The 4,666-nt window shown below is 65.4% G+C and carries 5 protein-coding genes; 3 read left to right on the top strand and 2 right to left on the bottom strand.

The features are described from left to right. The first annotated feature begins 315 nt into the window (after positions 1 to 315). On the top strand, positions 316 to 525 hold the full coding sequence (locus MET2598_RS0118335; RefSeq protein WP_018261858.1) for a hypothetical protein: 210 nt from the start codon (positions 316 to 318) through the stop codon (positions 523 to 525). Positions 526 to 1,033: 508 nt separating this feature from the next. Continuing rightward, positions 1,034 to 1,270: a hypothetical protein gene (locus MET2598_RS0118330; protein WP_012331753.1), complete on the top strand. Its 237-nt coding sequence runs from the start codon at positions 1,034 to 1,036 to the stop codon at positions 1,268 to 1,270. Between the two features lie 291 nt (positions 1,271 to 1,561). On the opposite strand, the gene MET2598_RS0118325 is transcribed toward MET2598_RS0118330, so the two are convergent. Both MET2598_RS0118325 and MET2598_RS43425 read right to left on the bottom strand, forming a co-directional pair. Beyond that, positions 1,562 to 1,771, bottom strand: a complete 210-nt coding sequence (locus MET2598_RS0118325) for a hypothetical protein (RefSeq protein ID WP_018261857.1) — start codon at positions 1,769 to 1,771, stop codon at positions 1,562 to 1,564. Between the two features lie 371 nt (positions 1,772 to 2,142). Beyond that, positions 2,143 to 2,274, bottom strand: a complete 132-nt coding sequence (locus tag MET2598_RS43425) for a hypothetical protein (RefSeq protein WP_018261856.1) — start codon at positions 2,272 to 2,274, stop codon at positions 2,143 to 2,145. A 2,082-nt stretch (positions 2,275 to 4,356) separates the two neighbouring features. On the opposite strand from MET2598_RS43425, the gene MET2598_RS0118310 reads away from it, so the two are divergent. After that, entirely contained in the window at positions 4,357 to 4,635 is a 279-nt protein-coding gene (locus tag MET2598_RS0118310) for a helix-turn-helix domain-containing protein (RefSeq protein WP_018261854.1), read from the top strand. The last annotated feature ends 31 nt before the right edge of the window (positions 4,636 to 4,666 follow it).

The following is a 4,666-nucleotide window of genomic DNA, read 5'->3' as shown; positions in this document are numbered from 1 at the left end:
AACGCCGTCTTGGGATCGGCGCCGGCCAGCAACTGGTCCAAGATCGCATCAGGGATGCGGGGCGCTTTGCGTCGTGCCATCGGGAACCTCCTTCGGGTTCACTATGGCCGCCCCACACGAAATTCCTGACAGTCCCCGGTGCCCGCGTCCCATTCATGAGGACCGTGCTCGCCCAGGGCGTGTCGCAAAAATTTTTGGCGTAGAAGATTATGCTCCCGGCATGGGCGCACTCCGGTCCGATGAGGCGATACCGGGCCCGTCAATCCGATTCACCGACGTTGTCGAAGGAGGGTGAGCTGGCGGTGAGCAGGCATCGTGACGCGCTGTTGGGAGACGATTTTTTCGGTCGTTGAACGTTTGCGACACGCCCAGACCGAGGTCATCCAGCGCGCCGCCTACCAGTCCATCCACTTTACCGGCGCAACGCCCGCCCATCCTGACGGAGACCCAAAGGCCAAGCAGGAGGTCGCGGGTGTCCTGGACGAGCTTCTCGCGGTATTCCCCACTCAGCAGCAGGCGGCGTGACCATCATCACAAAGGCGACTTTCCAGCCTGCTCCACGGCCCCGTCCTCTCACGAGCCCTGCGGAGGCGGAGCAGCTCGCGGCAGCGGCAGGAGACCTGGGTTTTACCAGGGCTTCAACCGCACCCGAGGTCCGTGAGCAGGCACCATCTCGTGAGCCGCAACCCCCAAAGGCCCAAGTACCCAAATACCCTATTGCTCCTACCAAGGGGACTGCTCTGAAGTTTGAGGTTCCAGATGAGGTGTGGACCGCTCTCCGGCAGGAAGCCCTGAACCGACGCGTGACCGTGAAGTACCTCGTTCTCGAGGCTCTCGCTGCGAAAGGCTATAATGTCGACCTTTCAGCCGTTCCCGAGGATGGCCGACGCGTCCGCTGACATCGTTCGGAGAGACGGTGAGCTCCGTCCCTCGGACCAAGCCGCCGGACTTTGACCTGCCTCTGGGGGACAGCTACTTTCGATCCGGCGATGAGGAGCCAGCCGGCACCGAGCGCTGTCGAGAGGGCCGCGCAATGTCGAATGACGAAGTAGCGGGCACTGAGCACAAGCGGACAAACCGCATCCTGTACGTACTGACGCACCGCGACGGCACTGAGACGACCCACGATGGCGGGGTCGTCACGAAGGCTGATGTGCCTCACCTCGGCACCGGCAAATGGTTCAACGGCGTCGGCTACAAAGTCACCCGTGAGACCTTCACACCGCACCTCGAGGTCACATGGACATGCTGGTGCCAGGAGTACGGCTGACATCGGTGAGGGCGGACGCGCGGCGTCGGCCTTGCCGGGATCGGGAGTGCAGATCCGGTCGAGGATCGGTGCAGGACTCCAGGATCGGCCGCCTCGGCGAGGGATAGGCCCTGGAGACCAAGAGCAGCCCCATAGACAGCCTCAGCAGGTCCAGAGGTGAGAAGCTCCGCAACCTGCAGAAGGGCGCTGACGTCCCGTGTAGAGGCGAAGACGGGGCCTCAGGACAGTAACCCGGGCAAGGTCCTAACCCTCCGCCGGGCGTTTGCGCGTCTGGACGCAGCGGCCGAGCCATCAGGCCGGATCCCAGTTCGGCTGATCGGCCGCGAGCGAAGTCGAGAAGTCCGCCAGCCGCATCGGCTCCCCACCCGGCGGCGTGATGAAAACCTCGCCGATGCCCTCGCGCTCCAGCACGCGCCCGCTCTCAACCGCCGCTTCGGCGGTTTCGCGTCCGACCGAGAGCGGGCCGGCCGGGGTCTGGATCGTGACCGTGAACGTGCTCATCCAACCTCGAACGCGGGAACGCTGTCGTAAAGGCATGAACGGAGGGTTGAGCGCCCTGTTCCGCGGTACGCTGTGCGTCGGCCGGGCCGACAGGTCAGGATCAGCCCGGCCGCGCCTCCGCCAACTCCGATACGCAACGCGGGTGAGTGGTCTCGAAATCCCAGAGGCGGCGGCCTGACAGACTCTGCGAACGGGTTGATGTCGGGCCGCCATAGCCGAGCACGATGGGGTCATCGGCTCGGCTGCGGTCAGCCTGCCGCAGAATGGTTGACGAAGTGCTGCCGACCGGGGTCACTCGGAGACGAGTGCTCGTAGAGCTTGGTCCCCGCCCGACCGGGCAACTCGGCCCATGCTTGGGTGACGATCGCTCCTCAAGCCTCGGCCCTGGCGGGGTCGAGCGCCCGCACCAGGTCGAGGACGAGGCGGAGCGCGTCCGGCCCCGCAGTCTCGGCCAGGGCGCCTCCCTGACGGCGGATACCGGCCCGGTAGGCGATCCGCGGCAAGCCCGGAGCCTCTTGTAGCCTTCAGGGCCCTCAGGAGGGCCACTACGGCCCACACAGCGGGCTCGATAGGGTCTCCTGGGGCGGTGCGGGCTGGCGGACGGATCGGCTCATGCGGCGTCCATACCGCGGGCCGCGCCCTCGATCTCAGCGGGTTCGACCGCCGGCGCCGCAACCTTCTCGCAACTGCTGAGCTGTACAGGTTTATCTCATGAACGGCTGTCAGCAGATGCGACGAGGCCCCGGGTCATGCTGAACATCCTCCGGATCATTGCTGCAGGCGCCATTCTGGTCGCCTGGAGCCAAATCGCTCCCGTCCTGTCCATGTCCGATGCCGCTCCCGCGCGGGTGCAGATGATCAGCCGCTGAGGCGAATGATCTAGCGGGATGCCCGGCGGGAGTTGCGGCTTCAGCTCGCCGAAGCACAATAGCAATGTATCGGACTGGCGGTCGATGCCGGCGAGCCACATGCCGAAGTTCAGACCCTGAGAGCCAAGCTCGCTCAGGTCGAGGTAGAGCGGGATGTGTGGTGCAGCAGAGCGGAGAGGCACGGGATAAGCGCGGTGCAGAGCGGTGCGGGGCACCGGGCCACAATCTCACTCTGTTTAACGTCTACCTGAGCCCACCGCTTGAATTCGCGATGCTGACCCTGGTTGGTCGGGCAGTGGTGAGATGGATTGGTCGGGAAAGAGAACGCCCGGTGGGACGGCGATCCCCACCGGGCATTCTGCTGTCGGTAGGACTTCGTTAACCATCCCAAACCACGCTCTCACCTGCCGCGCTGAACACCCGACGCGGCATGGCGGCGGCCCGGTGCTCCGGGATGAGACCTCCGGGCCGTCGCCCCGAATTCCGAGACCGCCCGCTCTCGTCGTCGCAGGTTCGAGTGGGCGAAGGCAGCAGCCGGTTGACCGTCCGTGACCTCGACCGGGCCGGTTGCTGTAGCTGGCGGCCGGGCTCCACCCGCACAGCGAGCCCGGCCGCCACGTACATTACGGGCCCTCGCTCGTACGTGTCGAAAACCGCGAAGTGGGTGTGATTGTGTGGCCTCCTTGGGTGAGGGCCGGCGGGTGAGGGCCGCCCCCCCCGTTTACCCTGAGCGAAAACAAACCGAGTCCATCCCCGGCGGTGCTCACCGGATGCTGCATGGTTTGTTAGTAGACTCCCAGTCGTCTGAAAGAGAGCAGAGTGGAAACACCCGAACCGGAGCCAGCGGCAGCCCGGTTAAGCATGAAGCTTTTGGGTTTCTGCTCGCCTCTCTTGATGCCGCAGTAAGGCCTCGCCCAGTGACCCGGATTATCACACACAAGATATCTAAGGGTGTTGACAGTCTGCAGAAGGATCGGGACCCGCTGGATGCACCAGCCGTCATCATTATTGGTGCGATGCTCTTGTTCCTCGGGGTGCTGCTCAACGTTGTTGAGATGCTTTAGGCTGATTTGGCGGCTCGGCTTCCAGCCGGCCTGGCCGCCGCACCTTCGGGCGACAGCCCGCCATGGGACCCCGCGGGCATGGTGGCTTGCGCGGACCGGCCCAAGGCAAACTGATTGGGGGCGTGCCTTCCCCGGTCCGACTGGACCAACGAGAGTGTCATGGCGGCGTGGGACAGTGTTGATCTAGCTCACTCCGGAACGCCGCCCTCTACGGCCCAGCGGACAGCATGCCGGCAGCGTGGCGTTCCCCGTTGTCAGGCGACAGCATGCCCCGGAGGACCTGCGGGTGCTGGTGTACCGGTTCAGACGGACCAGGAATGTGCGGAGGTCGAGAAGACCATCCCACATGGCCAGCGTAACGGTCGGGGCGGGCGCGAGGCGCCCGAAGCGGCCGGACGGCTCACCCCGGCATCGTGGACACGAGCACCTCGAGAGCCGCTTCGAAGGTGGCCTCTGCTTCGCCTACCGCCTGGAATGCGGATTCCGATTGAAGTCGGCCACCGGTTCCGAGGCGAAGCCGGCCAGCGTTCCGATTTGATGTCGGCCAGCGTTCCGAGATGAAGCCGGCCACTCGGTAGCCGGCATCGGCCACGGCGCATCCCCGCGGGTCAGCAACCGCGGCATCCCAGTCCTCGAGCACGAGGAGAGCGGGATGCCGGCCAGGAGACAGCTGACCATGCGACAAATCAAACAGATGCTGCGGCTCGCCCACGATGGGGTGAGTTCGCGCGAGATCGGACGAACGCTGGGCGTGGCCCGCTCGACCGTGCAGGACAACCTCGCCCGGGCAACCGCCGCCGGCCTAACCTGGCCGCTTGGCCCCGGGGTCAGCGACGCGGTGCTGGAACAGCGCCTGTTCGCCCGGGCTGGGGTGTGTGTTTCGGCGTGCAACTTTGACCCCCTGAGGCGGGGGATCGGCGTCCAATTCTGACCCCCTGAAGCTTGCTCTCGCAGACTGCCCT

This window comes from Methylobacterium sp. WSM2598 (assembly GCF_000379105.1).
GTDB lineage: Bacteria > Pseudomonadota > Alphaproteobacteria > Rhizobiales > Beijerinckiaceae > Methylobacterium.
Note: the sequence above shows the minus strand (reverse complement) of the source record. Positions and strands in the feature narration are given on the sequence as shown.

Coding starts and splice junctions, on each gene's coding strand:
- MET2598_RS0118330 (WP_012331753.1), top strand. CDS start 1,034: ATGTCGAATGACGAAGTAGCGGGCACTGAGCACAAGCGGACAAACCGC.
- MET2598_RS0118310 (WP_018261854.1), top strand. CDS start 4,357: ATGCCGGCCAGGAGACAGCTGACCATGCGACAAATCAAACAGATGCTG.
- MET2598_RS0118325 (WP_018261857.1), bottom strand. CDS start 1,771: ATGAGCACGTTCACGGTCACGATCCAGACCCCGGCCGGCCCGCTCTCG.